Raw genomic sequence first — 25,972 nt, 5'->3', positions numbered from 1 at the left:
GTTACGGGGCCGTTGCGGCGGCGGCGACGGTGGTACGTGCCGCGAACGAGGTGAACGCGGCCCAGGCCCCCGGCGGGAAGTCGAGGTGCGGGCCCTGCGGGTCCTTGGAGTCGCGGACGTGGACGGCGGCGGGGTGGGCGGCGATCTCTAGGCAGGCGCCGCCTTCGTCGCCGCTGTGGGTGGACTTGTGCCAGTCGTAGGCGACTTCTAGGCAGTTGCCGCCTTGTTCGCTGCTGTAGCTGGACTTGAACCACATCAGGTCGGTCATTGCTCTCCTAGCAGCCGGTCCAGCAGACCCATGGTCTTTTCAGCGTTGAGGGCCTGCATTCGCAGCATTCCATATTTCTGGGTGAGGCTGCTGACCTTGTCCGGGTCGGAGATGAGGTGGCTGCCGATTTGCGTCTCGGAGTAGGCGAAGTGCTGGTGGTCGGAGGTCTCCAGCAGCACGAACGGCCCGGAGAGACCGGCATGGCTGGTGTTGCCGAATGGCATGACCTGGATTGCCACACCGGGGAGTTCGGCGCATGTCCGCAGATGCCGCAGCTGTTCCCGCATGACCTCACGGCCGCCGAGATGATCTCTGAGGACGGCCTCCGAGATGATGAAGCTGGCAATCACGGGTACGTCGCGGTGCAGGAGTCCTTGGCGTTCGAGTCGGCCCTCGATGCGGCGCTCGATGGTCTCCTTGCTCAGGGATGGAACGTCGTTGTGGAATGTCGCGCGGGCGTACGGCCCCGTTTGTACCAAGCCCGGAAGGACTTGGTTCTCGTACCCGGACAGCGCCACAGCCTCCTTCTCGTACGCGATGAACTCCTCCGCCCAGATCGGGTACTTCTCCTTCGGCGGAAGCTTGGCCACCCCGACCGCCAGCGCCCCGCCCGTATCCAGGATGTGGTCGAACTCGGCGGCCAGGTGCGGCATCAGGGCGCGCCTGCCCTGTTCGACGGAGGCGATGGTCTCCTCGGAGGCGGTGGAGACTTCGCTGAGGCCGCGCTGGGTGTAGCCGGCCTTGATGCGGTACATCGCCAACTGGGCGCCGATGATTTCCATTGCTGCGGAGTGCCGGTTCTTGGGCTTCTTTGGCGGCTGCATGGCCTTCCACTCCCCCTGGTCGGGTGCCGGTGACCGTGTGTGGGCCCGTACTCACCAGGAGTACGGGTTGCCTGGCGCGGCAGCATAGTTACGCAGCGCGACCGTTGCCGGGGAATGCGCGGATCACCCCCGCACGGGCGGCCGGGCCGCCTCACCCGCCGCCGTCGCGCCCGGTGAGCGCAAGGTTTCGTCCGTGTCACCGGGCGGCACGGGCATCGAAATCCGGCCTCCCTAGCGTCGGTGAACAGGACACGACCCCCTGGGAGGCGCGATGACGGCCGCGGCAGCAGAGACCCGTAACGAGAGCCCTGAGGCCCGGCGGCCGAGGAGGGGCGGCCGGTGGATCGAGCGCTGGGATCCGGAGGACGAGGGCTTCTGGCGGGGGACGGGGGAGCGGATCGCGCGGCGGAATCTGGTGTTCTCGGTGCTCTCCGAGCACATCGGGTTCTCGGTGTGGAGCCTGTGGTCGGTGATGGTGCTGTTCATGGGGCCCGAGTACGGGATCGCGCCGGCCGAGAAGTTCTTCCTGGTGGCGATGCCGACGGTGGTGGGCGGGGTGCTGCGGGTGCCGTACACCTTCGCGGTGGCGCGGTTCGGCGGGCGCAACTGGACGGTGATCAGTGCCGCGATGCTGCTGGTGCCGACGTCGGTGGCCGCGGTGGTGCTGGAGCCGGGCACCTCGTATACGACGTTTCTGCTGGTCGCGGCGTTGGCGGGGGTCGGCGGCGGGAACTTCGCCTCGTCGATGACCAACATCAACTCCTTCTATCCGCTGCGGAAGAAGGGGTGGGCACTGGGGATGAACGCCGGGGGCGGGAACATCGGGGTGCCGGTGATCCAGCTGCTGGGGCTGCTGGTGATCGGCACCGCGGGCGCGGCGCATCCGCGGATCGTGCTGGCCGTTTATGTGCCGCTGATCGTGGTCGCGGCAGTGTGTGCGGCGCTGTTCATGGACAACCTGGCGCCGGTCACGAACGACACCGGGGCGGCCCTCGACGCCGCCCGGGAGCCACACACCTGGGTGATGTCGCTGCTCTACCTCGGCACCTTCGGATCGTTCATCGGCTACAGCTTCGCCTTCGGCCTGGTGCTCCAGAACCAGTTCGCGCGCACGCCCCTCCAGGCGGCGTCGCTGACCTTCATCGGGCCGCTGCTGGGGTCGCTGATCCGGCCGGTCGGCGGGCGGCTGGCGGACCGGTTCGGCGGCGCCCGGATCACGCTGGGGAACTTCGTGGCGATGGGGCTGGCCACCGGGGTCGTCATCTATGCGTCGGCGGTGCGGTCGCTGGCCGTCTTTCTCGTCGGATTCATCGCGCTGTTCGTACTGACGGGGCTGGGCAACGGCTCCACGTACAAGATGATCCCGGGGATCTTCCAGGCCCAGGCGGTGCGGCGCGGGCTGGTGGGGGAGGAGGCCGCGGCCTACGGGCGGCGGCTGTCCGGGGCGGCGATGGGGCTGATCGGGGCGGTGGGCGCGCTCGGCGGGCTGGCCATCAACCTCGCCTTTCGCCAGTCGTTCCTGGTGGCAGGGTCGGGAACGCCGGCGTTTGTGGCGTTCCTCGGCTGCTATGTGGTGTGCGGCGCGGTGACCTGGACCGTATACCTGCGTCCGGCGGCTCGTGCGCGGCGTATGGCGCGTACGGCGGAGGCGGCGGCCGCGGCTTCGGCGGAGGAGCGGCGGCACGCGGTGTACGCGGAGGTGTGACGGGAGGGTGGAGGGCGCGGGCGCGGCGGACGCCTGCGGGCCGTTCCGGCCGCCGCGCCCGCCCGTGGCCCGGCCCCGCGCTCGCCCGGCGTGCGCTCCCTCGCCTGGCCTGTATCCGCCCGGTCGTACGGGCCGGGCGTGCGGAGCGTCGTAACCCCGGGGAAATATGGGAGGACCGGGGCTGTCACGTGCTGTTGGCACGCTGGTGCCCTGGCACTCCGTGCCGCCCGAGCCGCGGCGGGACGGGAAGCACGAGGCACCACACCTCTCTGGGCGGAGCGGGACGACCATGTACGAGCAGCAGCAGGAGCACGGCGAACCGGAGCGGACGGCGCCGGAAGCGGGAGCGGAACCGGCCGTCCGGCCGCTGGAGGGGTTCACCGTCGGGGTGACCGCGGCCCGGCGGGCGGAGGAGCTGGGCGCGCTGCTGGAACGCCGCGGTGCCCAGGTGCTGCACGCGCCCGCCCTGCGGATCGTGCCGCTGCCCGATGACACCGAGCTGATGGCGGTGACCCGCGATCTGATCGAGCGCGCGCCGGACATCGTCATCGCCACCACGGCGATCGGTTTCCGGGGCTGGATCGAGGCCGCGGAGGGCTGGGGCCTGGGGGAGGCGCTGCTGGACCGGCTGGCCGGGGTGGAGCTGCTGGCGCGCGGGCCGAAGGTGCGGGGGGCCATCCGGGCCGCCGGGCTGACCGAGAAGTGGTCACCGGCCTCCGAGTCGATGGCCGAGGTGCTGGACCGGCTGCTGGCGGAGGGTGTCGCCGGGCGCCGGGTGGCCCTCCAGCTGCACGGGGAGCCGCTGCCGGGGTTCGTGGAGGCGCTGCGGGCGGACGGTGCGGAGGTCGTCGGCGTCCCGGTGTACCGCTGGATGCCGCCGGAGGACATCGGGCCGGTCGACCGGCTGCTGGACGCGGTGACCGGGCGGGGGCTGGACGCGGTGACCTTCACCAGTGCGCCGGCCGCCGCGTCGCTGCTGCGCCGGGCCGGGGAGCGCGGGATCCGTGCGGAGGTGCTGGCGGCGCTGCGGCAGGACGTGCTGACGGTGTGCGTGGGGCCGGTGACCGCGCTGCCGCTGGAGGCGGAGGACGTGCCCACGCTCCAGCCGGAGCGCTTCCGGCTGGGGCCGCTGGTGCAGCTGCTGTGCCGCGAACTGCCGGGGCGGGTGCGGCCGTTGCGGGTGGCCGGGCGGCGGCTGGAGATCCGGGGGCACGCCGTGGTGCTGGACGGTGTGCTGCGGCCGGTGCCGCCGGCCGGTATGGGGCTGCTGCGCGCGCTGGCCCGTCGTCCCGGCTGGGTGGTGTCCCGTGCGGATCTGCTGCGGGCGCTGCCGGGCGCGGGCCGGGACGAGCATGCGGTGGAGACCGCGATGGCCCGGCTGCGGGTGGCACTGGGTGCCCCCAAGCTGATCCAGACGGTCGTCAAGCGCGGCTACCGGCTGTCGTTGGACCCGCATGCGGAGACGGACAAGTACGGCGGGGAGTGAGGGGGCGGGGTCGGGGTCGGGGCCGGTCCGGAGGCGTGGGCGGGGCGGGGCGGGCCGGGTTCCCCGTGATCCGGTTCGCCATGATCCGTTCGCCGGGATCCGTTCGGCCGGGATCGGCTCGGCGCGCCCCGTACCTGTCCGCCGCGCGTCGTGTTCCGTGCGCCGGAAGCCCGCCCTACGCCGGGTTGTTGACCCGGATCTTGGACTGGCCGTGCGGGCGCTTCTCCCAGTCGTCCATGAAGCGGGCCTCCAGGCCGTGCTTGCGGGCCAGCTCCAGCAGGGTCTCGGTCCGGTAGTAGAAGTCCTCGCGCAGCACCTGGTGTTCGGCGCCCTCGGTGCGGTCGAAGGTGAAGTCGAAGAAGCCGCCGGGGGCCAGGATCCGGCCGACATGGGCGAGGCATTCGTCGATGACGTCGAGCGGTGAGTGCGAGAAGACGCTGTGTGCGTGGACGACGTCGAAGTGGGCGGACGGCAGGAACTCCAGCTTCAGGTCCTGCGTGATCGTCAGGTGCGGCAGCTTGTCCTGGAGTTCGTAGGTGGTCAGGGTCTGCTTCGCGGCGATCAGGATGTCCGGCGAGATGTCGATGCCGTAGTAGTTGCCGGTGTCCAGGTAGTCGATGAAGCGCCAGCCGGCGCGCAGATTGCCGCAGCCGATGTCCAGCATCCGGTGGCCGGGCTTCAGACCGTGCTCGCTCAGGTAGTCGAACTGCATCTCGCCCAGCGCCAGCCAGCGTTCATGGCTGCGGCTGCCGACCGCGGCCTCCGGGTTGCGGCCGGTGTCGGAGGCCATCACCGCCCGGTAGTACGCGACGTGGTCGGGGTGCTTGAGGCGCAGCCAGGTGTCGCGGGCGGTGCGTTTGACGTACGGGGTGATCCGGGCCGGGTGGCGGAGCGCGTAGCCGACCTTGTGGGTGAGGCTGGCGCGGTTCGTGAGCAGGGACTTGCGCGACATGGAGACCTTCGTCCTGGAAGAGCTGAGGTACGGGGGCCGGGCAGGTGGTGCGGGACACGCCCTCAGCATGCGGCGGACCGGTGCGGGCGGCCTGCGGAGGGCGTGCCGGGGACTATACATCAGGCGTATACACGCAGAGTCTACTGACGGTGTCTACGTGGCGCGGGTGCGCGGAGTGGCCGCCTCCGGAGGGTTCCGGCCGGACCGCGGGCCGGGCACTCTGGGAGCACACACGTCCGGCCCCTAAGGAGTGACAGGAACATGGCGGCGCCTTGCGATCTGCGGTTCGACTGCGGGCGGGTCTGCCTGGACCTGGCCGCCACCGCCGACGGCGCCCCCGCCGAACGCCTCACCGGCCCGGACCAGTTGCGGACCTGGCTGACCGGCGCGGGCCTGGTACCGCACGGCACCCCGCTGGACGGCGTCGACACCGGCTGGCTCGGCCGCTTCCGTGCGCTGCGGGAGCTGCTGGTCCGGGTGGTGCACGACGAGCTGCGGGGCGGGGCGGACGGGGCCGATCTGGCGCTGCTCAACTCCGCGGCCGCCGCCGGGCAGCCGCCCGCCCCCAGCGCGGTACGCGCCGCCGACGGCACCCTGGCCCGCGCCCTGACCGGCCCGCCCGAGTGCGCCGGACTGCTGGCCGCGGTGGCCCGGGACGCGATCGGGCTGCTCACCGACGAGGTGGCGCGCGGGCAGCTGCGGCAGTGCGAGGGCGAGAGCTGCACGCTGGTCTACCTGGACACCTCGCGGGGGCGGCGCCGCCGTTGGTGCTCCAGCGAAGTGTGCGGCAACCGGGAGCGGGTGGCCCGGCACCGGCGGCGGACGATGGTGCGCAGGGAGGAGTCCGCAGGCACCGCCGCGGACCCCGTCACGGGCCCCGTCACCGCCGCGGAAAATTTTTCCGCCGGCCGCTGAACGCCCCGTCCGTCCCGTCCGTACTCCTCACCGCAAGTCCGATTCATGGCAGGGTCCCCGTCGATCTTGGGCGATCTGGGCTATCGACCCGGGAGTTGGAGTGCGTAAGGATGCCGTCGTGGCAGACAGGACGACACCTGAAGAGGAGCTCATGCGAGCCCTCTATGACGATCACGCGGGCCCGCTTCTCGCCTTCGTCCTGCGGCTGGTGGCGGGCGACCGGCATCGCGCCGAGGACGTGGTGCAGGAGACGCTGGTGCGCGCCTGGCGCAACGCCGACCAGCTCCAGCGGGCGACCGGCTCGATCCGTCCCTGGCTGGTGACCGTCGCACGGCGGATCGTGATCGACGGGCACCGCAGCCGCAAGGCACGGCCCCAAGAGGTCGACGCGACCCCGCTGGAGACCATGCCCGCCGCCGATGTGATCGACCGGGCGCTGCGCCTGATGACGATCTCCGAGGCGCTGAGCGACCTGAGCCAGGCCCACCGAGAGGCCCTCGTCGAGACGTACTTCAAGGAACGTACGGTCAATGAGGCAGCGGAGGTGCTGCGCGTGCCGGCCGGAACCGTGCGGTCCCGGGTGTTCTACGCGCTGCGCTCCCTGAAGCTCTCGCTCGAGGAACGAGGAGTGACGGAGTGATCCCGCCCACGCAGCCGGACCGGCACAGCGACGTCGGCGCCTATGTGCTGGGCGTCCTGGACGCCGCAGACGCGGACCGGTTCGAGCGGCATCTCGTCGGCTGTGACCGGTGCGCGGCCGAACTCGAGGAGCTGATGGCCCTGACGCCGGTGCTCGCCGAGTTCAAGCAGTCCGCCCCCACCCCGGAGACGATCACGGCCGTCCCCGGCCGTCGGGTGCTGGACGGGCTGCTCGACGAGGTCGACGCCACCCGTCGCAGCCGCGGCCGGCGGCGGCTGTTCCTGGTCGCCGCGGCCGTCGTGCTGATCGTCGGCGGGCCGCTCGCCGCCGTCTCCGTCACCGGCGGCGGCGACAAGGAGCCGGCGCCGCCGCTGGCCAACGCCGTCCGGGCCCAGTACGCCGCGGGCGAGAAGGTGACCTCCGTCGACCCGGAGACCAAGGTCTCGGCGGGCGTCTCCATGGCCGCCCGGCCCTGGGGCACCCAGGTCGTCATGGAACTCGCCAACGTCAAGGGGCCGAAGAGCTGCGACCTGGTCGCCGTCGGCAAGGACGGCAAGCGGCAGACCATCACCACCTGGGCGGTCCCCAAGGGCGGCTACGGCATCCCGGGCGGCGCCGAGAAGTGGAACCGCGAGCCCCTCTACGCGTCGGGCGGCGCGGCCCTCAACCGCGGCGACATCGACCACTTCGAGATCAACACGCTGGACGGCAAGCGGCTGGCCACGATCAAGGCATGAGGAGTGGCCCCGCCGCTCCATGCCTGAGAATCCGGGGTGCCCGGAACGGCGCCCCGGCCGGACACCGGGCGGGGCGCCGGACGGGGCGCCGGGCAAGGACCGCCAGGGCGCCGAACGGCAAAACCCCCGACCGGGCACACCCGACGTAGCCGTCTGAGTCAACATCCGACCAAACTCGCCCGTTTTTGTCCCTTTCACCAGGTGCGCAGCGTGCCTGGTTCGCGTACGGTTGACGGCTGCCCTACGCACAGCAGAAGGGGGCCTGGGTGGCCGCGCACAACGCCACGCACGCACCGGAGCACACCCCGGATTCCGTTCGCGACCGCGAGATCGAGGCCGAACAGACGCATCTGGACCGTGTCTACCGGCGCCTTGAGGAGAAGATCCACGAGGCGGAATTCCTGATGGACGACGCCGCCAAGCGCGGCCAGGTCGGCACGCCCGGCGCGCTCGCCGAGCGGGACGCCCAGGTCTTCCAGGCCGGCGTCCATCTCCACCGCCTGAATTCCGAGTACGAGGACTTCCTCTTCGGCCGTATCGACCTGCTCCTCGGCAAGGACGGCAAGAAGGGCCCGGACGGCGCCTTCACCTCCGTCGAACCCGCCGACGGCGCGATCGAGAACAACCGCGCCACCATCGCCGAGACGCTGCACATCGGCCGGCTCGGCGTCCTCGACGCGGACTACTCCCCGCTGGTCATCGACTGGCGGGCACCGGCCGCCGCCCCCTTCTACCGGGCCACCCCGGTCGCCCCCGGCCGGGTCGTCCGGCGCCGGGTGATCCGCTCCAAGGGCCGCAAGGTCCTCGGCGTCGAGGACGATCTGATGCGCCCGGAGATCACCGCGACGCTGGACGGCGCGGAGCTCCCGGCGATCGGTGACGGCGCGCTGATGGCCGCGCTGGGCCGGGCCCGCAGCCACACCATGCGGGACATCGTCGCCTCCATCCAGGCCGAGCAGGACAAGGTGATCCGGGCGCCCGCCGCCTCCGTCACCGAGGTCGAGGGCGGACCCGGCACGGGCAAGACCGCGGTCGCCCTGCACCGCGCCGCCTACCTCCTCTACCAGGACCGCCGCCGCTACGCGGGCGGCATCCTGATCGTCTCCCCGACGCCGCTGCTGGTCGCCTACACCGAAGGCGTACTGCCGTCGCTGGGCGAGGAGGGCCAGGTCGCCATCCGGGCGCTCGGGTCGCTGGTGGACGGCGCCGAGGCGACGGCGTACGACTCACCGGCGGTGGCCCGTATCAAGGGCTCCTCGCGGATGCAGAAGCTGCTGCGCAAGGCGGCCCGGGGCGCCCTGGAGCTGACGGCGCCGGGCACCCGGGCGACCGGCCCGGCGGCCACCACGGCGGCGGCGAACGGGAACGGGAGCGGAAACGGGGTCAGCGGAGGCGACCGGGCCGGAGACGGAGACGGGGACGCCCAGCTGTCCCTGGACGACCTCTTCGGGACGGCCGGCAACGAGGCGGACCGGGACGCGGCCGCCAGCGGGACCCGCCGGAGACGCACCCGAGGCCCGCGCCCCGGCCCGGCCGCGCCCGACGCGGGCCCGCCCGCCCGTCTGCGGGTCGTCGCGTTCGGCGGCCGGATCGAGCTGGAGGCCGACGAGCTGCGCGCCATCCGGCATTCCGCGCTCGGCGGCACCGCGCCGGTCAACCTGCTGCGCCCGCGGGCCCGCCGGCTGATCCTGGACGCCCTGTGGGCCAAGTCGGGCGCCGCGCGCCGCTACACGGACCCCGAACTCGCCGCCGAGGCCCGTGAGGGCTTCGACGAGGACATCACCACCGAGCCCGACTTCCAGGAGTTCCTGGACGCCTGGTGGCCCGAGCTGACCCCGCGCGGGGTACTGGCCGCCATGGCCGACGAGCGGCTGCTCGGCCGCTGGGCGCGCCGGGTGCTCACCTCCCGCGAGGTACGCCAACTGGCCCGTTCGCTCCAGCGGTTGGACCACACCGGCCACGGCCCGCTGTCGGTGCACGATGTCGCCCTGCTGGACGAGCTCCAGATGGTCCTCGGCGCCCCGATGCGCCCGGCCCGGCCGCGGGAGGCCGATCCGCTGGACCATCTGACCGGCCTGGAGGAGCTCACGACCTACACCGACCGCAACGGCGGCGGCCGCAGCCGGCGCGAACGGCTGGAGGAGGAGCGCACCGACTACGCGCACGTCATCGTCGACGAGGCGCAGGACCTGACGCCGATGCAGTGGCGGATGGTCGGCCGCCGCGGCCGGCACGCGACCTGGACGGTGGTCGGCGACCCCGCGCAGTCCTCCTGGTCCGACCCGGACGAGGCCGCCGTCGCCCGTGACGAGGCGCTCGGCACCCGCCCGCGCCGCCGCTTCACGCTCACCGTGAACTACCGCAACCCCGCGGAGATCGCCGAGCTGGCCGCCCGCGTCCTGGCGCTGGCGATGCCCGGTATGGCGTCCCCGAAGGCGGTCCGCTCCACGGGCCTGGAGCCCCGCTTCGCGCTCACCCCGGACGGGGAGGGACCGGACCGGTCCGCCGGTGACGCGGCGCTGGCGCAGGCCACGGTGGCCGAGGCCGAGCGGCTGCTGGGCGAGGTGGACGGCACGGTCGGCGTCGTGGTGGCCATGAACCGCCGTGCGCAGGCCCGCCGTTGGCTGGCCCCGCTCGGCGACCGGGTGGTGGCACTGGGCTCCCTGGAGGCCAAGGGGCTGGAGTACGACGCGACGCTGGTGGTCTCACCGGCCGAGATCGCCGATGAGTCCCCGGCCGGCCTGCGGGTGCTGTACGTGGCGCTGACCCGGGCGACCCAGCAGCTGACCGTACTGTCGGCCGAACGGGACGAACCGGACGCGGCGGGGGTGCCCGACCTGCTGCGGGACTGAAACCGCCGGCCGGCCCCGGGCCGGCACCCGTCCGGCGGCCTGCGCCGGGCGTGCGCGCCGCCGTCCGAGGGGTCTTGAAATCGGCCCCGCGGGACGGGATTCGCTTCCGGGGATGGTTTGTTAGCCTGGGTGACGGCACCGGCTCGATCCAAGCCCCCGGGCCCAACCATCGTCGCTACGAGCGACCACTTGCCGCGAGGCGAGCATGGCGGGTCGGTGCCGTTAACGTTCGAGAGGCCCACGTCACCCCGTGACGTGGGCCTCTTTGCTGCGGCTGCGGCATCTCGTATGGTGGAAGTCGTTTTCCGAAGTAGCCGCCGCCCGCGAACAAAACGTTCTCAATGCCGGGCGGCTACCGCATACTCCGCGGTAGGTGCGACGATCGGACGGCAAATCCAGCCACACGGTGAAAGCAGAGGAAGTCGGCCATGGCAACGGCGCCCAGCGTCTCCTACTCGATGACGGTCCGGCTGGAGGTGCCCGCGAGCGGAACCGCGGTCTCCCAGCTCACCACGGCCGTCGAGTCCCACGGAGGCTCGGTGACCGGCCTCGACGTCACGGCATCCGGCCACGAGAAGCTCCGGATCGACGTCACCATCGCGGCGACCTCCACGGCCCACGCCGACGAGATCGTCCAGCAGCTGCGCGCCATCGAGGGCGTCTCGCTCGGCAAGGTCTCCGACCGTACGTTCCTGATGCACCTCGGCGGCAAGATCGAGATGTCGTCGAAGCACCCCATCCGCAACCGTGACGACCTCTCGATGATCTACACCCCCGGTGTCGCCCGCGTCTGCCAGGCCATCGCCGACAACCCCGAGGACGCCCGCCGCCTGACCATCAAACGCAACAGCGTCGCGGTGGTCACCGACGGCTCCGCCGTCCTCGGCCTCGGCAACATCGGCCCCAAGGCCGCTCTGCCCGTCATGGAGGGCAAGGCGGCCCTCTTCAAGCGCTTCGCCGGCATCGACGCCTGGCCGCTGTGCCTGGACACCCAGGACACCGACGCCATCGTGGAGATCGTCAAGGCCATCGCCCCCGGCTTCGCGGGCATCAACCTGGAGGACATCTCCGCCCCCCGCTGCTTCGAGATCGAGGCGCGGCTGCGCGAGGCCCTGGACATCCCGGTCTTCCACGACGACCAGCACGGCACCGCCATCGTGGTGCTCGCCGCGCTCACCAACGCGCTGCGCGTCGTCGGCAAGAAGATCGAGGACGTCCGGGTCGTGATGTCCGGCGCCGGCGCGGCCGGTACCGCCATCCTCAAGCTGCTGATCGCGGCCGGTGTCCGGCACGCCGTCGTCGCCGACATCCACGGTGTCGTGCACGCCGGCCGTACGGACCTGGTCGACGCCGACCCGGACTCGCCGCTGCGCTGGATCGCCGACAACACCAACCCCGAGGGCGTCACCGGCACCCTCAAGGAGGCCGTGGTCGGCGCGGACGTCTTCATCGGCGTCTCCGCGCCCAACGTCCTGGACGGCGACGACGTCGCGAGGATGGCCGACGGCGCGATCGTGTTCGCACTCGCCAACCCGGACCCCGAGGTCGACCCCGCCATCGCCCGGCAGACCGCCGCCGTCGTGGCCACCGGCCGCTCCGACTTCCCCAACCAGATCAACAACGTCCTGGTGTTCCCCGGAGTCTTCCGCGGCCTCCTGGACGCCCACTCCCGTACGGTGAACACCGAGATGATGCTGGCCGCGGCCGGAGCCCTCGCGGACGTCGTCCTGGAGGACGAGGTCAACCCGAACTACATCATCCCCAGCGTCTTCAACGAGAAGGTCGCGGGCGCGGTGGCCGGTGCCGTCCGGGAGGCCGCGAAGAGCGGTGACCCGGCTGTGACGGCCACCACGGCGGTCTGAGTACGGCGCGTCGCTGGACACGCCGTCGTTGGGGCCCCCATAGGGTGGCGGGCAGCAAGCGACCGCCGCCCTGTGGGGCCGGCCCGGAGCGGAAATATTACGGAGCGTCACCACTAACGAGGCAGTGGCGCTTTTCGTGTGACCCTCCTGGGTGCCGGATTGGCTTTACCGCCGCAGGTGGGGGCAGGATGCGTAATCGGGCGCGAGGGTCTGGCACCAGACCCGGGTCCGGGGACTGTCCGAGGACCCTGGCAGCATCGGCTTCGATCTCACGCCTCATTGGCAAGAAGAACACGGGAGTACAAACATGAACCGCAGTGAGCTGGTGGCCGCTCTGGCCGATCGCGCCGAGGTGACCCGCAAGGACGCCGACGCCGTTCTGGCCGCCCTCGCCGAGGTGACCGGCGAGATCGTCGCCAAGGGCGACGAGAAGGTCACCATCCCCGGCTTCCTGACCTTCGAGCGCACCCACCGTGCCGCTCGCACCGCGCGCAACCCGCAGACCGGCGACCCGATCCAGATCCCGGCCGGCTACAGCGTGAAGGTCTCCGCGGGCTCCAAGCTCAAGGAAGCCGCCAAGGGTAAGTAAGACCCTCAGCACGGCAAGACAGGGCGGCCATCCCTTTTGGGGGTGGCCGCCTTTTCGTGTGCCTGGGGAGTTGCGTGTGCCCGTGTGTTCCCGCGTGGGCGGGTGAGCCGGGCGGGGCGGGGTGGGCTGAGCGCGTGGGAGGGGGCTGGGCGCCCGCAGGAGCGGTCCGGGGCCGTACGGGGCGGCCGGTGCGCCCGAATGGGGCGGCCGGTGCCCGCGAGGCGGCCTGTGCCCGCCTCGGAGGAGCTGGGCGGGGTGATCGGGAAGTCCGCCAGGTGTAAGCCCGTCAGGCGGGCTGCCACGGCTGTACGGGGGGTGGGTACGCGGTGCGGCACGGTCGTGTGAGCGGGCGGGCGGCGTAAGAGCTCCCCGGCCCGGCGGCGCGGACTTCGCCCAGCCGTCCGGCTGTACCGGCTGGCTCGTGCGGGATCTGGTGTGTCATCTGGTCATCGACGCACAGGATGTCCTGATCACCCTGGTGACCCCGGCCGAAACGGAACCGACCCGCGACGCGGTGACCTACTGGGATGCCACCGCCACGCCGCCGACCGGGGCGGAGCAGGCCGAACTGGGCACGCCGGCCGGGAAACTCCCGCTGTACCTCGGGTGCTCGCCCCAATAGGCGGCACGGTGGCCAGGAGCTGCCCTACGGGGCGTGCCTGACCACCGTGCTCGGTGCAACTGCCGGACGGCGCCCGGCCGGGACCGCCGGGCGCACTCGTCCGCAGCCAGGGGGCAGCGCCCTTCGGGCACCGCCCCCTCGGCGCGGCTCAGTTGGGCAGTGCGCCGTTCGGCAGCTCTACATCGGCGCCGAGTTCGACGAGCTTCTCCATGAAGTTCTCGTAGCCGCGGTTGATCAGGTCGATGCCGTGCACCCGGGAGGTGCCCTGGGCCGCCAGCGCCGCGATCAGATACGAGAAGCCGCCGCGCAGGTCGGGGATGACCAGATCGGAGCCCTGGAGCTTGGTGGGCCCGGAGACGACCGCGGAGTGCAGGAAGTTGCGCTGGCCGAAGCGGCAGGCGGAGCCGCCCAGGCACTCACGGTAGAGCTGGATGTGCGCGCCCATCTGGTTGAGCGCGGAGGTGAAGCCGAGCCGGGACTCGTAGACCGTCTCGTGCACGATCGACAGGCCCGAGGCCTGGGTCAGCGCGACGACCAGCGGCTGCTGCCAGTCGGTCTGGAAGCCGGGGTGGACGTCGGTCTCCAGGGCGATGGCGTTGAGCAGACCGCCCGGGTGCCAGAAGCGGATGCCTTCGTCCTCGATCTGGAAGGCGCCGCCGACCTTGCGGAAGGTGTTGAGGAAGGTCATCATCGACCGCTGCTGCGCGCCGCGGACGTAGATGTTGCCCTCGGTGGCCAGCGCCGCGGACGCCCAGGAGGCCGCCTCCAGGCGGTCCGGGAGGGCGCGGTGGGTGTAGCCGTCGAGCTTGTCGACACCGGTGATCCGGATCGTCCGGTCGGTGTCCATGGAGATGATCGCGCCCATCTTCTGCAAGACGCAGATGAGGTCCTCGATCTCCGGTTCCACGGCGGCGTTCGACAGCTCGGTGACGCCCTCGGCCAGAACGGCGGTCAGCAGCACCTGCTCGGTCGAGCCGACCGACGGGTACGGCAGCCGGATCTTGGTGCCGCGCAGCCGGTGCGGCGCCTCCAGGTACTGCCCGTCGGCGCGCTTCTCGATCGTCGCGCCGAACTGGCGCAGCACGTCGAAGTGGAAGTCCACGGGCCGGCCGCCGATGTCGCAGCCGCCCAGGCCGGGGATGAAGGCGTGGCCGAGGCGGTGCAGCAGCGGGCCGCAGAACAGGATCGGGATCCGGGAGGAGCCCGCATGCGCATCGATGTCCGCGACGTTGGCGCTCTCCACGTGCGACGGGTCGAGGATCAGCTCGCCCGACTCGTCACCGGGGCGCACCGTGACGCCGTGCAGCTGAAGCAGCCCGCGCACCACGCGTACGTCGCGGATATCGGGCACGTTGCGCAGTCGGCTGGGGCCGCTCCCGAGGAGGGCGGCGACCATGGCCTTGGGCACAAGGTTCTTCGCGCCGCGAACCCGGATCTCGCCCTCGAGCGGGGTGCCGCCGTGGACAAGCAGTACGTCGTCAGTAGAGACGGTCATGGATCTCGCGTTCCTGGAGACGGGCAGGGGCCAAGCTGAAATGGTAAGGGCGCCGGAGGGTGAGTCCGTAGGCCCGTGCACGCTTTGCACATGTAATGGCTTTGTCACAACACGCTCCGCTACGATCAGTCTTTGCTCTGTAATCGCCTTTTGAGGGAATTGCCAGGGAATGTCGTCGATGGGCGGTCCGGCGCGGACGGTGTGCGCCGGTGCTGCCGCCGTACGCCCTGCCCTGCTCTTACGCGGGTCCCGGCGTTGACTCCCCGCTCCGGGCAGAAGTGCGGGATCATGTGGCCATGACCGAGGTGTCCTCGCTCACAGGGCGGCTACTCGTCGCGACGCCCGCGCTCGCCGATCCGAACTTCGACCGCGCGGTGGTGCTGCTCCTCGACCACGACGAGGAGGGCTCCCTCGGCGTGGTCCTGAACCGTCCCACCCCGGTCGGGGTGGCGGACATCCTCGCCCCCTGGGCCGCACTGGCCGGGGAGCCGGGAGTGGTCTTCCAGGGCGGACCGGTGTCGCTGGACTCGGCGCTCGGGGTGGCCGTGGTGCCGGGCGGGCTGTCCGGTGAGGGCGGTATCCCGTCGGTGGACAGCGGCGCCCTGCCCCATGACGACGGTGTGGAGGTCGCAGGTGCACCGGCCGCGGACCGCGCGGGCGTCCAGTCGGGTGACGAGCCGCTGGGCTGGCGCAGGGTGCACGGCGCGATCGGTCTGGTCGATCTGGAGGCCCCTCCGGAACTGCTCGCGGCGGTGCTCGGCAGTCTGCGGATTTTCGCCGGGTACGCGGGCTGGGGTCCGGGCCAGTTGGAGGACGAACTGGTCGAGGGCGCCTGGTACGTGGTCGAGTCGGAGCCCGGCGATGTCTCCTCGCCGGACCCGGAGCAGCTGTGGCGCGCGGTGCTGCGGCGCCAACGCAATGAGCTGGCCATGGTGGCCACCTACCCGGACGATCCGTCGCTGAACTGATCGTCGCCGGGGCGGGACTGAACCTGCCCGTCCGTGGGGACGGGCAACCGGTGTCCCATGACCCCAATTTGGTTGACGACTTGATTATTGTGACGGCTTCGTCATGGGGAATTGTCAGCGCCCGTCGCTATGGTGCGGGATGACAGGGGACGGTGCGCGGCCGCGTCGGCGGGGCCGCGCTGGACACACGGGGAGAGGCCATGCACAGGCCGAGCGTGCCCGAGGATCTGGACCACCCGGCGCGCCTGTGGGCGCGCGCCGCGACGCTGGCGGTAGTGGCGGCCGCCGTGGACGACGGGGACGAATTCTCCTGGAGCGACCAGGGATTGCAGTGCTGGAACGTCGGCGGAAGCTACTGGTGGCGGCTGAAGATGTTCGAGGGCGGCCGGGCCCTGCTGTGCGGCCAGGACTCCGACGGCAGTCACACGCACAGCGGAGGCCGGCAGATCGACTTTCTGGACGGCGGCCCCGCGTGGCTGCCCTGGGAGGAGCTGCGGGAGGACGCCGGCGGCAATCTCTTCGGCTTCGTCTACTGGTGGCAGGACGGCGCCTGGGCCCGTGCGCCGTACCCCGAGAAGATGCCGGACGACGGCCTGGAGACGGCCATGAGCTGGGTCGCGCCCGGTGACGACGCGGTCCGGGAGATCGCCGAGGACCTCGTGGCCCGTACGGAGACCGAGGTCGATGCGGTGGGAGCGGTGCGCGCCTTCCTCGCCGCCGCCGAGGCCCGCACGGTCGGCGCCCAGGACATCGCCACCCTGCTCGACACGGTCTGCGGTCAGGACGCCTGGTACGAGGTCCGCCCGGACGCCGCGCTGGCGTTCGCCACGGAGCTGGGACTGACGGCCGGGGACCGGGGCGGGCTGGCGGTGGCCTTCTAGCCATCCCGGGCGGGCGGGGCCGGCGCCGTACTGCCGGCCCGGGTGGCCTCCGGGGTGGCGGCCGCGGGTCCGGCGCTCCACCTGGCGGTGGGCCGCCGCTCCCCGGTTGCCGCGCGCGTGAGTACCCTTGGCTGTTATGAGCACTCTTGAGCCCGAGCGCGGGGCAGGTACGGGGACCCTCGTAGAGCCGACACCGCAGGTGTCGCACGGCGACGGTGACCACGAGCGCTTCGCCCATTACGTCCAGAAGGACAAGATCATGGCGAGCGCGGTCGACGGTACCCCCGTCGTCGCGCTGTGCGGCAAGGTCTGGGTCCCGGGTCGCGACCCGAAGAAGTACCCGGTCTGCCCCATGTGCAAGGAGATCTTCGAGTCCATGGGCACCGGTGGCGACAAGGACAAGGGCGGCAAGGACGGCGGCAAGAAGTAGCCGCGGCGGACCGTGCCTCCCGGGCCGGTCCTGCCCGTCCGTCACGCATGAGCACGGCCGCGCGCCCGGCGCGCACGCGCTCAGCCCCCGCCATGGGCACAGCAGAGCCGCAGGGCACGGTCCTCGTCCTGCGGCCGTGACGCCTCGCTTCGGGTACGGGCCCGGATCCCTCGCGGACCGGGCCCGTCCGTGTGCCCGGCCGCGCTTCCGGGTGAATCGGGGGCACGGTCCGCAGCCGCCTCCCGGACCGGGGGAACGGGCGTCGCCGCGGCGCCCCGGCCCGCAACCGCCCGTGGGTGTCCCGGAATTGCCCGGCCCGGGTCCAGGTTTTCCGCGTACTCCTACAGCCGGAACGGTCCCGGGCCGCCCGGCACGGTGAAGGACGGACGGTATGCCGGATACGCACCCCACCCCCACGGCACCGGGCGGCGGCCTGGTCCCGGCACCGCTGAGCATCGACGGGCCCGGCCGCGGCACCGTCCGGCTGGGCGCGGACACCGCGTTGGCGGCCGGGCCCGGTACCGAGGACACCGCGCGCTGGCTGCGCGACACCCTCGGCGCGGCCTTCGGTCTCCCGCTGCCGCCCGGCTCCGGCAAGACGCCGGACACCCTCGACCTCGCCGTCGACCCGGCCCTGCCCCCGGAGGGCTACCGGCTGGCGGCCGACGCCCGTTGGGGCGTGCGGATCACCGGCGGCGGCCCGGCCGGCGTCTTCTGGGGAGCGCAGACGCTGCGGCAGCTCCTCGGGCCGCACGCCTTCCGCCGGGCGCCACTCGCGCCGGGCCGCGCGGCCGTCCTGCCGGAACAGACCATCGAGGACGCCCCCCGCTTCGCCTGGCGCGGCATGCTGCTGGACGTCGCCCGGCACTTCCTGCCCAAGGACGGGGTGCTGCGCGCGCTCGACCTGCTCGCCGCCCACAAGCTCAATGTCCTGCACCTCCACCTCACCGACGACCAGGGCTGGCGGATCGAGATCAGGCGCTACCCGAAGCTGACCGAGGTCGGCGCCTGGCGGGAGCGCACCAAACTCGGGCACCGGGCCTCCCCGTTGTGGGACGAGCGCCCGCACGGCGGCTACTACACCCAGGACGACCTCCGCGAGATCGTCGCCTACGCCGCCCAGCGGCATATCACCGTCGTCCCCGAGATCGACATCCCCGGACACTCGCAGGCCGCCATCGCCGCGTACCCCGAACTCGGCAACACCGACGTCATCGACACCACCTCCCTGAAGGTCTGGGACACGTGGGGCGTCAACCCCAACGTACTGGCCCCCACTGACACCACCCTGCGGTTCTACGAGCACGTCCTGGACGAGGTCCTCGGGCTCTTCCTCTCGCCGTTCGTGCACATCGGCGGCGACGAGTGCCCCAAGGACCAGTGGCGGGCGTCCGCCACCGCCCAGGCGCGGATCGCCGAACTGTCACTGGCCGACGAGGACGCACTGCAGAGCTGGTTCATCCGGCACTTCGACCGCTGGCTCGCCGACCGCGGCCGGCGGCTGATCGGCTGGGACGAAATCCTGGAGGGCGGACTGGCCCCGGGCGCCGCGGTCTCCTCCTGGCGCGGCTACGCGGGCGGTATCGCAGCCGCGAAATCCGGCCATGACGTCGTCATGTGTCCCGAGCAGCAGGTGTATCTGGACCACCGTCAGCACGCCTCCCCGGACGAGCCGGTGCCGATCGGCTTCGTACGGACCCTGGAGGACGTCTACCGCTTCGAGCCGGTACCGCCGGAGCTCACGGCCGAGCAGGCCGCGCACGTCCTGGGCACCCAGGCCAACGTCTGGACCGAGGTCATGGACAGTCAGCAGCGCCTCGACTACCAGGTCTTTCCCCGGCTGGCCGCGTTCGCCGAGGTGGCCTGGTCGCGGCTGCCCGCCCCGGCCGCGCGCGACTACCAGGACTTCACCCGGCGGATGGCTGCCCACTACACCCGCCTCGACGCCCTCGGCGTCGGTTACCGGCCGCCCGGCGGCCCCCTCCCATGGCAGAAACGCCCCGGCGTGCTCGGACGCCCGATCGACGGGGCGCCCCCAAACGTGTGAGCCCGGAGGCAAGGCAGGCGCTCGTGCGGCCGGACCCTGGGACGGTGGTGCGGTACGGCGGTTCCCCCGCGCCGCCGTACCGCACCACCGCCGCAACGACGGCGGTGTGCGCCCCGCCGGACGCCTCCGCCGACGCACCGCAGCGCAGTTCCGCACCGCCGGCGACGGACGAAACCGGACCAGCGTCCTGTTCGGGGACGGATCGTCCCTTCGTGGACCCTCGCGCCGGGGGCCCGGGAAGATGTGCCAGAGTTGCCACGTCCGGGCTGTGAGCACGTACCGTACGGCGGAGCGGAACTGCCGGGACACCGGGGAAGGGGCAGCTGGCTTGACCACGCACGCACCGCACGCGTCGCACACGGTGACGTTGCCGGACTCGCTCGACGAGGCGGTGGCGGCGCTTACCGCCATGCCCGCCGCCGTGCCCGTCGCGGGCGGCACCGATCTCATGGCGGCGGTCAACGCCGGACTCCTCAGACCCGCAGCCCTGGTGGGCCTCGGCCGGATCAGCGAGATCAGGGGCTGGCAGTACCTGGACGGCCATGCGCTGCTCGGCGCCGGCCTCACCCTCGCCCGTATGGGACGCCCCGACTTCGCCGCCCTGATCCCCGGACTGGCCGCCGCCGCCCGCGCGGCCGGCCCGCCACAGGTCCGCAACGCCGGCACCCTCGGCGGCAACATCGTGACCTCCGCCCCCACGGGCGACACCCTCCCGGTGCTCGCCGCCCTGGAAGCCACGGTGATCATCGCCGGCCCCGGGGGCGGCCGCCGCGAGATCCCGGTCAGCCACCTGCTGGCCGGCCGGGAGATGCTGAGCCCCGGCGAACTCGTCGGCTTCGTACGGGTGCCGCTGCTGCACGCCCCGCAGGCCTTCCTCAAGGCGACCGGCCGCACCGGCCCCGGCCGGGCCACCGCCTCGGTCGCGCTCGTCCTGGACCCGGCCCGGCGCGGGGTGCGCTGCGCGGTGGGCGCGGTCGCCGCCATGCCGCTGCGGCCCCTGGAGGCCGAGCAGTGGGTGGCCTCGCTCATCGACTGGGACGGCGAACGCGGCCTGGTACCCGAGGCGCTGACGGCTTTCGGTGACTATGTCGCCGCCGCCTGCATCCCGGACCCGGCACCGCCCGAGGACGGTTCGGAACCGGCCACCCTGCCGCCCGCTGCCCTGCACCTTCGCCGTACGGTGGCAGCCTTGGCCCGCCGCGCACTCGGGAGGGCGCTCTCATGAGCGAGCGCAGTGCGGGGGCCGCCCCGGTCGCAGACCGGTGGATCGTCAGCGAAAGGTGCGCGCCTCGCGGATGCGAGGCCGGGCGAAGTGAGGGCTCGGCATGAGCGACGCAGACAACCGCCATCCGTACCAGCCGCACCCTGACCAGGGCTGGCAGCCGCTGCCCCAGGGTGGCGAGTACGAGTCGGAGGCGACGGCCTTCGTACAGCTCCCGGAGGGCTTCACCACCGGGGTCTACGGCGGTGGGTCGCCCCGGTACAACACCCCGGGCCCCGAGCCGCTCGCCGCACCCGGCCACGGCTACACCCCGCCGTCCTCCTTCGGCTCGCACCCCGCCACCCCGTCGCTCGACGACCCGGGCGCCGACCCCTCGTCCACCGCCCAGTGGACGATGCCCTTCGCGGATCCCTCGGCCGGTTACGCGGACCCGGCCGCCGGATACCCGGCCCACACGGGGCACGCGCCCCACCACGACCCCTCCGCGGGCTACCAGGGCGGCGCGCCCGAGGGTGCCCAGCCGTGGGGCGGCGACGCCGTGGACTGGCCCGTGGCGGGCAGCCCGGAGGCGGGTGCCACCGGCTCCTGGTCGGTCCCCGCGGCGGCGGACGACGGCCTGGAGGAATCCGGCGAGTACCTGGTCGGCGAGGACGGTCTGACGGGTCATACGGGACTTACGGGTGGCCACCCGGGCCTTCCCGGTCATCCGGGTCATCCGGGCCATCCGGGTGTTACGGGGCACGGTGCCGCCGACAGCTACCACGGCGGCGGATACCCGGGCGCCGATGCGTACGGCGACGCCGGGAACGCGGCGGACACCGGCGAGTCCGCCGCGACCGGGCACTGGAACTTCACCGCCGGGCTGAGCGCCACGAGCGCGCCGGAGACGCACCCGGAGGAGCCGCAGGACGCCGCGCACGGCGGCGCGGTGCACCACGACCCCTTCGGCGGCCCCGCGGGCGCCCCGTACGCGCACGACGGCGGTCTCCCGGGCCACGGCAGCGAACCGGGCGGCGAACTGCCCGCAGACGGCGGCCCGTCCACCGGCGACCCGTACGCCATGGGCGCGGGCGGCCGGAACGACGCGGCCGGCGACGCGACCGGACACTGGTCGCTGCCCGCCGACGCGCTCGCCCAGTGGCCGCCGCCCGAGGAGACGGCGCAGCCGTCGCACGACACGCCACCGCACCCGCAGGAGGCCGCGGACCGTCCCGACGGGGCGGCGGACGCGACCGGCGCGGGCGGCTGGACGATCCCGGTGGCCGAGGGCGAACCCCGGGAGCACTCCGGCGAGTTCACGCACGCCGACGCGGCCGGGCGGCCCGCCCCGCCCGCCGTCCAGGAGGCCGACGGCCCGGCGGACGCTCCCACGGAGCCCGCGGAGCCTGCTGCGCACGGCGAGCCCGCGGACCGTACCGGCACCGCCGGCCCGGTGGACGCCACCGGAGAGCGCGCGGAACCGCACGACACCGCCGCCGACGCGGCCGGTTTCCCCGACGCCGCCGCCGAGCACCATGCCGACCGGGCCCCGCCGCTACCGAGGAGCACACGGAGACCGGGGCACCCACGGGAGCCGACACGGACGCCGAGGACCATGCCGGCCTCGTCGAGGGGCTCGCCGCCGCCGCGCAGACCTCCGACCTCGCGGCCGATCCCGGCTTCGACGACCACGACGAACACCCCGCCTCCTCCTACGTCCTGCGCGTGAACGGCATCGACCGGCCGGTCACCGACGCCTGGATCGGCGAGTCGCTGCTCTATGTGCTGCGCGAGCGGCTCGGATTGGCCGGCGCCAAGGACGGCTGCTCACAGGGCGAGTGCGGAGCCTGTTCCGTCCAGGTGGACGGCCGCCTGGTGGCGTCCTGCCTGGTGCCCGCGGCCACTACGGCGGGCAGCGAGGTCCGTACCGTCGAGGGGCTCGCGGACAACGGTGTGCCCTCCGACGTGCAGCGCGCGCTCGCCGAGTCCGGGGCGGTGCAGTGCGGCTTCTGCGTACCGGGGATGGCGATGACCGTCCACGACCTCCTGGAGGGCAACCACGCCCCCAGCGAGCTGGAGACCCGCAAGGCGCTGTGCGGCAACCTGTGCCGCTGCTCCGGCTACCGGGGCGTGCTGGACGCCGTCGGCGAGGTCGTCAAGGCCCGCGCGGAGGCCGCCGAGGCCGGCTACCCGCCCGCGGCCGAACCGGACGGGGCGGCGCCCGCGGACACCGCCCGTATTCCCCACCAGGCGGGCCCCGCCGACGAAACGGGCCACGCCCCGCACGACCAGGACCGGCACACGGGAGGCTCCGCATGAGCGAGCGCAGCATGGGGGTCCCCCCGGCCGGAGGCCGGGGGAGCATCGGGGAGCGGCGCGCGCCGAGCGCATGCGGGACCGTGCGAAACGAGGTGACGGCATGAGTGGCACGTCCGACGGCGCGGGCGCCGTCACCGCGACCCCCGCGGCGGGTGTCCCGATCCCCGCCGAGCAGCCGCCGCACGGCCTGGGCGTCTCGCTGCCGCCCGCCGACGCGCCGGCGAAGACCGAGGGCACCTTCCCGTACGCCGCCGACCTGTGGGCCGAAGGGCTGTTGTGGGCCGCGGTGCTGCGCTCGCCGCACCCGCGCGCGCGGATCCTGTCCATCGACACCAAGCACGCGGTGGAGATGCCGGGCGTCCGCGTCGTCGTCACGCACGAGGACGTGCCCGGTGACGCGGGGCACGGGCGGGGCACCGCCGACCGCCCGGTGTTCGCCAAGGACGAGGTCCGCCACCACGGTGAGCCGATCGCCGCGGTGGCCGCCGAGCACCCCGACACGGCACGGCTGGCCGCCGCCGCCATCGCCGTCGAGTACGAGGTCCTGGACGCGGTCACCGACCCCCAACTGGCCTTCGAGGCCGAGCCGCTGCACCCGGACGGCAACCTCATCCGGCACATCCCGCTCCGCTTCGGCGACCCGGATGTCGTGGGCGAGGTCATGGTCGAGGGGCTCTACCGGATCGGCCGGCAGGACCCGGCGCCCATCGGGGCCGAGGCCGGACTCGCGGTGCCGCGCCCCGATGGCGGCGTGGAGATCTACACCGCCTCCACGGACCCGCACACCGACCGGGATCTGGCCGCCGCCTCCTTCGGCCTCGAACCGGAACAGGTGAAGGTCGTGGTGACCGGCGTCCCCGGCGCCACCGCCGACCGCGAGGACCCCGGCATCCAGCTCTCGCTCGGCCTGCTGGCGCTGCGTACGGGCTGCCCCGTCAAGCTCGCCGCCACCCGGGAGGAGTCCTTCCTCTCGCACGCCCACCGCCACCCCACGCTGCTGCGCTACCGCCACCACGCGGACGCCGACGGCAAGCTGGTCAAGGTGGAGGCCCAGATCCTCATGGACGCCGGCGCCTACGCCGACACCTCCGCCGACGCACTCGCCGCGGCGGTGTCCTTCTCCTGCGGCCCGTACGTCGTCCCGCACGCCGTCGTCGACGGCTGGGCGGTGCGCACCAACAACCCGCCGTCCGGCCATGTGCGCGGCGAGGGCGCGATGCAGGTCTGCGCCGCCTATGAGGGCCAGATGGACAAGCTGGCCGCCCAACTGGGCCTGGAGCCCGACGAGATCCGGCTGCGCAATGTCATGGCCACCGGCGACCTGCTCCCCACGGGGCAGACCGTGACCTGCCCCGCCCCGGTCGCCGAACTCCTGCACGCCGTAAAGGAAGCACCGCTCCCCGAGCTGCCCAAGGACGCGCCCGAAGCGGAATGGCTGCTGCCGGGCGGGCCCGAAGGGGCGGGCGAACCGGGCGCGGTACGCCGCGGCGTCGGCTACGGGCTGGGCATGGTGCACATGCTCGGCGCGGAGGGCACCGACGAGGTCTCCACCGCGACCGTCAAGGTCAGCGGCTCGGCCGCCACCGTCATCTGCGCCGCCGTCGAGACCGGCTCCGGATTCTCCACGCTGGCCCGCCAGATCGTGCAGGAAACGCTCGGCATCGAGGACGTGCAGGTCGCGGGCGTCGACACCGACCAGCCGCCGGCCGGAGCGGCCTGCCACGGGCGGCACACCTGGGTCTCCGGCGGCGCCGTCGAGCGCGCCGCCAAGATGGTCCGCACCCAGCTGCTCCAGCCGCTGGCCCACAAGTTCGGGATGTCCACCGAGCTGCTCCAGATCAACGACGGCAAGATCACCTCGTACGACGGCGTGCTCAGCACCACCGTCGCCGAGGCCCTGGACGGCAAGGAACTGTGGGCCACCGCCCAGTGCCGGCCGCATCCGACCGAGCCGCTGGACGAGAGCGGCCAGGGCGACGCGTTCGTCGGCCTCGCCTTCTGCGCGATCCGCTGCGTCGCCGATGTCGACATCGAGCTCGGCACCATCCGGGTCGTGGAGATGACCGTCGCCCAGGATGTGGGCCGGGTGCTCAACCCCCGCCAGCTGCGGGCCCGTATCGAGGCCGGCGTCACCCAGGGCATGGGCGCCGCCCTGATGGAGAACCTGCGCACCACCCGCGGTCAGGTCCGCCACCCTGACCTGACCGGCTACGCGCTGCCGACCGCCCTGGACGCGCCCGAGATCCGCATCGTCAAACTGGTCGAGGAGCGCGACGTGATCGCCCCCTTCGGCGCCAAGCCCGCCAGCGCGGTCCCGGTGGTCACCTCACCCGCCGCCGTGGCCTCCGCGGTCCGCGCCGCCACCGGCCGCCCCATCGGCCGCCTCCCGATCCGCCCCCAGGCGGCGGTGGCACAGGTGGCGCAGCAGTAGGAGCGGACGGGGCGGGCCCGGTGGTTGGGGCCGCGCGCCTTTGGGGGATGCGGCTGCCGCTGGGCGGGTGTGGGTGGGGTTTGCCTGTTCGCTTGGTGGGCGGGTGGCTCCGGGGCATGTGACTGCCGGGCGGGTGCTGGCGGGGGTCTGCTTGTTCGCTTGGTTGCGGGAGGCTTTGGGCTCTCGCTGCTCGCCCCGTGGGTTTTTCCCCGCCGCGCACCCGCTGGTTTGGTTTTTCCCCGCCGCCCACCCCCCTTCGGGGGGTGGGCGGGTGTATGTGGGTCGGTTTCAGGTGGCGCGCGCGTGAGTGGGGGCTGGGGCGAGGCGGTGCGTGGGTGTGGCTGGGGTGTGGGCGGGGTCTGCGTGCAGGTGCGGCGTAGGGCGCCCTGGGCGCTGAATCGATGCGCCGGGCCGATGATCGTGCACCGCTGCGGCTAGGTGCGGTGTCCGTGCGCCGTCGCGGCCGCGGCCGCTGCCGTGGCGCGGATCAGTGCGAGTGAGCGGCTGCGTATTCGTTCAGGGGCTGGGTGGGTGCTCGTGCGTGCGTTCTCTGCGATCGGGCGATGACCTGGGGTTTCACACTCCGTCACGGAGATTGTCAGTGGTGTCACTTAGAGTGATTTCCGGTGGGCGGGATGGCGTCGCGTGACAGGAGGGAAGCGGCCTTGTGGGGGCAAAGTGCTTGCGGGAAGCGGGAATTGGAGGATGCTGGGGCGGCCGGAGTGGGCGCCGGGCTGTCGTGGGGATC

General features: G+C 72.8%; 20 protein-coding genes and 1 pseudogene. 17 read left to right on the top strand and 4 right to left on the bottom strand.

Translation table 11 applies throughout. The annotated features are described in order from the left end of the window. Position 1: 1 nt before the first annotated feature. Both CP981_RS15060 and CP981_RS15055 read right to left on the bottom strand, forming a co-directional pair. Entirely contained in the window at positions 2–268 is a 267-nt protein-coding gene (locus CP981_RS15060; RefSeq protein WP_085926714.1) for a DUF397 domain-containing protein, read from the bottom strand. Then, positions 265–1,092 carry a helix-turn-helix domain-containing protein gene (locus CP981_RS15055; protein ID WP_244329659.1) on the bottom strand — a complete coding sequence of 276 codons (828 nt, stop codon included), beginning with the start codon at positions 1,090–1,092 and terminating at the stop codon, positions 265–267. The genes CP981_RS15060 and CP981_RS15055 overlap by 4 nt, the downstream gene beginning before the upstream one ends. A gap of 271 nt (positions 1,093–1,363) precedes the next feature. Between CP981_RS15055 and CP981_RS15050 the strand changes: the two genes are divergently transcribed. Both CP981_RS15050 and CP981_RS15045 read left to right on the top strand, forming a co-directional pair. Then, positions 1,364–2,797 (top strand): nitrate/nitrite transporter, encoded by a 1,434-nt coding sequence (locus CP981_RS15050; protein WP_208852939.1) that lies wholly within the window; start codon positions 1,364–1,366, stop codon positions 2,795–2,797. A gap of 289 nt (positions 2,798–3,086) precedes the next feature. After that, a complete protein-coding gene (locus CP981_RS15045; RefSeq protein WP_085926716.1) occupies positions 3,087–4,283 on the top strand; it encodes a uroporphyrinogen-III synthase in 1,197 nt (398 codons plus the stop codon). Between the two features lie 175 nt (positions 4,284–4,458). Here CP981_RS15045 and CP981_RS15040 read toward each other — a convergent pair whose 3' ends face one another. After that, entirely contained in the window at positions 4,459–5,235 is a 777-nt protein-coding gene (locus CP981_RS15040) for a class I SAM-dependent methyltransferase (RefSeq protein ID WP_085928291.1), read from the bottom strand. A 261-nt stretch (positions 5,236–5,496) separates the two neighbouring features. Between CP981_RS15040 and CP981_RS15035 the strand changes: the two genes are divergently transcribed. From CP981_RS15035 to CP981_RS15005, 7 genes and pseudogenes are all read left to right on the top strand, one after another. Beyond that, positions 5,497–6,150, top strand: a complete 654-nt coding sequence (locus CP981_RS15035; RefSeq protein ID WP_085928292.1) for a CGNR zinc finger domain-containing protein — start codon at positions 5,497–5,499, stop codon at positions 6,148–6,150. 100 nt (positions 6,151–6,250) lie between these two features. Further along, positions 6,251–6,790 (top strand): sigma-70 family RNA polymerase sigma factor, encoded by a 540-nt coding sequence (locus CP981_RS15030; protein ID WP_107070693.1) that lies wholly within the window; start codon positions 6,251–6,253, stop codon positions 6,788–6,790. Further along, positions 6,787–7,527: an anti-sigma factor family protein gene (locus CP981_RS15025; protein ID WP_085928294.1), complete on the top strand. Its 741-nt coding sequence runs from the start codon at positions 6,787–6,789 to the stop codon at positions 7,525–7,527. Before CP981_RS15030 ends, CP981_RS15025 begins: the two co-directional genes overlap by 4 nt. A 266-nt stretch (positions 7,528–7,793) precedes the next feature. Then, positions 7,794–10,379, top strand: coding sequence for a HelD family protein (locus CP981_RS15020; RefSeq protein ID WP_085928295.1), 2,586 nt, complete (start codon positions 7,794–7,796; stop codon positions 10,377–10,379). Between the two features lie 428 nt (positions 10,380–10,807). Then, a complete protein-coding gene (locus tag CP981_RS15015; RefSeq protein WP_208852938.1) occupies positions 10,808–12,241 on the top strand; it encodes an NAD-dependent malic enzyme in 1,434 nt (477 codons plus the stop codon). Positions 12,242–12,548: 307 nt separating this feature from the next. Further along, positions 12,549–12,830, top strand: coding sequence for an HU family DNA-binding protein (locus CP981_RS15010; protein ID WP_030069353.1), 282 nt, complete (start codon positions 12,549–12,551; stop codon positions 12,828–12,830). 385 nt (positions 12,831–13,215) lie between these two features. Then, positions 13,216–13,452, top strand: a pseudogene (locus CP981_RS15005) (maleylpyruvate isomerase N-terminal domain-containing protein); the annotation flags it as partial. A 148-nt stretch (positions 13,453–13,600) separates the two neighbouring features. Here CP981_RS15005 and murA read toward each other — a convergent pair. Beyond that, entirely contained in the window at positions 13,601–14,947 is a 1,347-nt protein-coding gene (gene murA / locus CP981_RS15000; protein ID WP_085928296.1) for a UDP-N-acetylglucosamine 1-carboxyvinyltransferase, read from the bottom strand. A 296-nt stretch (positions 14,948–15,243) separates the two neighbouring features. Between murA and CP981_RS14995 the strand changes: the two genes are divergently transcribed. From CP981_RS14995 to CP981_RS14965, 8 genes are all read left to right on the top strand, one after another. Next, positions 15,244–15,915 (top strand): YqgE/AlgH family protein, encoded by a 672-nt coding sequence (locus CP981_RS14995; RefSeq protein ID WP_085928297.1) that lies wholly within the window; start codon positions 15,244–15,246, stop codon positions 15,913–15,915. 200 nt (positions 15,916–16,115) lie between these two features. Then, positions 16,116–16,796, top strand: a complete 681-nt coding sequence (locus CP981_RS14990) for a hypothetical protein (protein ID WP_085928306.1) — start codon at positions 16,116–16,118, stop codon at positions 16,794–16,796. Positions 16,797–16,932: 136 nt separating this feature from the next. Beyond that, complete coding sequence (locus CP981_RS14985; protein WP_085928298.1) at positions 16,933–17,226, top strand: DUF3039 domain-containing protein; 294 nt, start codon at positions 16,933–16,935, stop codon at positions 17,224–17,226. A 391-nt stretch (positions 17,227–17,617) separates the two neighbouring features. Next, positions 17,618–19,273, top strand: coding sequence for a beta-N-acetylhexosaminidase (locus CP981_RS14980; RefSeq protein WP_085928299.1), 1,656 nt, complete (start codon positions 17,618–17,620; stop codon positions 19,271–19,273). A 328-nt stretch (positions 19,274–19,601) separates the two neighbouring features. Further along, the gene (locus CP981_RS14975; RefSeq protein ID WP_085928300.1) at positions 19,602–20,498 is read left to right on the top strand and encodes an FAD binding domain-containing protein; all 897 of its coding nucleotides are present in this window, start codon (positions 19,602–19,604) and stop codon (positions 20,496–20,498) included. Between the two features lie 100 nt (positions 20,499–20,598). Next, positions 20,599–22,203: a hypothetical protein gene (locus tag CP981_RS14970; protein ID WP_425282130.1), complete on the top strand. Its 1,605-nt coding sequence runs from the start codon at positions 20,599–20,601 to the stop codon at positions 22,201–22,203. After that, entirely contained in the window at positions 22,200–22,793 is a 594-nt protein-coding gene (locus CP981_RS39525) for a (2Fe-2S)-binding protein (protein ID WP_425282129.1), read from the top strand. The genes CP981_RS14970 and CP981_RS39525 overlap by 4 nt, the downstream gene beginning before the upstream one ends. 100 nt (positions 22,794–22,893) lie before the next feature. Next, positions 22,894–25,224, top strand: coding sequence for a xanthine dehydrogenase family protein molybdopterin-binding subunit (locus CP981_RS14965; protein ID WP_085928302.1), 2,331 nt, complete (start codon positions 22,894–22,896; stop codon positions 25,222–25,224). The last annotated feature ends 748 nt before the right edge of the window (positions 25,225–25,972 follow it).

Source organism: Streptomyces platensis (assembly GCF_008704855.1).
Lineage (GTDB): Bacteria > Actinomycetota > Actinomycetes > Streptomycetales > Streptomycetaceae > Streptomyces > Streptomyces platensis.
This window is presented reverse-complemented; position numbering and strand designations above follow the sequence as displayed.

What these genes read in the sequence shown, in the direction of transcription:
- CP981_RS15035 (WP_085928292.1), top strand. Translation starts at nt 5,497, where the DNA reads ATGGCGGCGCCTTGCGATCTGCGGTTCGACTGCGGGCGGGTCTGCCTG.
- CP981_RS14995 (WP_085928297.1), top strand. Translation starts at nt 15,244, where the DNA reads ATGACCGAGGTGTCCTCGCTCACAGGGCGGCTACTCGTCGCGACGCCC.
- CP981_RS14970 (WP_425282130.1), top strand. Translation starts at nt 20,599, where the DNA reads ATGAGCGACGCAGACAACCGCCATCCGTACCAGCCGCACCCTGACCAG.
- CP981_RS15040 (WP_085928291.1), bottom strand. Translation starts at nt 5,235, where the DNA reads ATGTCGCGCAAGTCCCTGCTCACGAACCGCGCCAGCCTCACCCACAAG.
- murA (WP_085928296.1), bottom strand. Translation starts at nt 14,947, where the DNA reads ATGACCGTCTCTACTGACGACGTACTGCTTGTCCACGGCGGCACCCCG.
- CP981_RS14965 (WP_085928302.1), top strand. Translation starts at nt 22,894, where the DNA reads ATGAGTGGCACGTCCGACGGCGCGGGCGCCGTCACCGCGACCCCCGCG.
- CP981_RS15045 (WP_085926716.1), top strand. Translation starts at nt 3,087, where the DNA reads ATGTACGAGCAGCAGCAGGAGCACGGCGAACCGGAGCGGACGGCGCCG.
- CP981_RS15055 (WP_244329659.1), bottom strand. Translation starts at nt 1,092, where the DNA reads ATGCAGCCGCCAAAGAAGCCCAAGAACCGGCACTCCGCAGCAATGGAA.
- CP981_RS14990 (WP_085928306.1), top strand. Translation starts at nt 16,116, where the DNA reads ATGCACAGGCCGAGCGTGCCCGAGGATCTGGACCACCCGGCGCGCCTG.
- CP981_RS15010 (WP_030069353.1), top strand. Translation starts at nt 12,549, where the DNA reads ATGAACCGCAGTGAGCTGGTGGCCGCTCTGGCCGATCGCGCCGAGGTG.
- CP981_RS15050 (WP_208852939.1), top strand. Translation starts at nt 1,364, where the DNA reads ATGACGGCCGCGGCAGCAGAGACCCGTAACGAGAGCCCTGAGGCCCGG.
- CP981_RS15060 (WP_085926714.1), bottom strand. Translation starts at nt 268, where the DNA reads ATGACCGACCTGATGTGGTTCAAGTCCAGCTACAGCAGCGAACAAGGC.
- CP981_RS15015 (WP_208852938.1), top strand. Translation starts at nt 10,808, where the DNA reads ATGGCAACGGCGCCCAGCGTCTCCTACTCGATGACGGTCCGGCTGGAG.
- CP981_RS14980 (WP_085928299.1), top strand. Translation starts at nt 17,618, where the DNA reads ATGCCGGATACGCACCCCACCCCCACGGCACCGGGCGGCGGCCTGGTC.
- CP981_RS14985 (WP_085928298.1), top strand. Translation starts at nt 16,933, where the DNA reads ATGAGCACTCTTGAGCCCGAGCGCGGGGCAGGTACGGGGACCCTCGTA.